The 661-nt window shown below is 56.0% G+C and carries 1 protein-coding gene; it reads right to left on the bottom strand.

The window, feature by feature from the left end:
* On the bottom strand, positions 1-661 hold a 661-nt coding region (locus FDX22_RS16915), incomplete at both ends, for a chorismate-binding protein (protein WP_186805341.1).

Raw genomic sequence — 661 nt, 5'->3', positions numbered from 1 at the left:
CCAGATACAGCGGCGCAGATGCTGTACTTTGCGCAGCCTGAGTACCTGCGGCGGCAGGACATCGAGGGTTTGCGTACAGTTCTGCAGCCGTTGGCAAATATCTTCCACTACCAACATGTTCTCACGCTGATTTTTATCGTCCTTCATCAGCCATTCACCCAACTGCCAGGCGCGATGATCGTCAGGGTGATTGGCAACGGTTCCGGCCAGCGCCTCAGTGCGCAGTGCCATGTCACGCCGCCGATACAGACGTTCAGGGGAAGAGCCAAGAAAAGCAGATTCGGCGGAAAACGCCATATAGAAGTGGTAACAGTTGAGATTTAAACGACGGCTGGAGNNNNGGCTGGAGGCCATAACCGCCGCGGCATTAACTGGCTGAGAAAACTGTAAATCGGTCGCACGCGCCAGCACCACTTTGTCGAGTTCTTCTCCGGCAATAGTTTGGGTGGCAAGCTCAATAAGGCGCGTCCAGCCTGCTTTATCTGGCCAGTGTTGTTCACCGGTTAAATTCAGGCGCAGTGCGGGAAGCGGTTTTACCTGCGCAAGCGCTGAAATAAACGCAGCGGCCTGCGCGGCATCTTCACGCAACGACACGTCGCTATACAGGTGTAGTCGTAAGGTCGCAACCCCGGCACAGCGTCGCCATTCCAGTCGTGGCAGC

It is taken from the genome of Citrobacter sp. TBCS-14 (assembly GCF_005280805.1).
In the GTDB taxonomy this organism is placed as follows: Bacteria; Pseudomonadota; Gammaproteobacteria; order Enterobacterales; family Enterobacteriaceae; genus Citrobacter; species Citrobacter gillenii.
The sequence above is the reverse complement of the archived record's forward strand: the minus strand, read 5'-3'. Positions and strand labels throughout refer to the sequence as shown.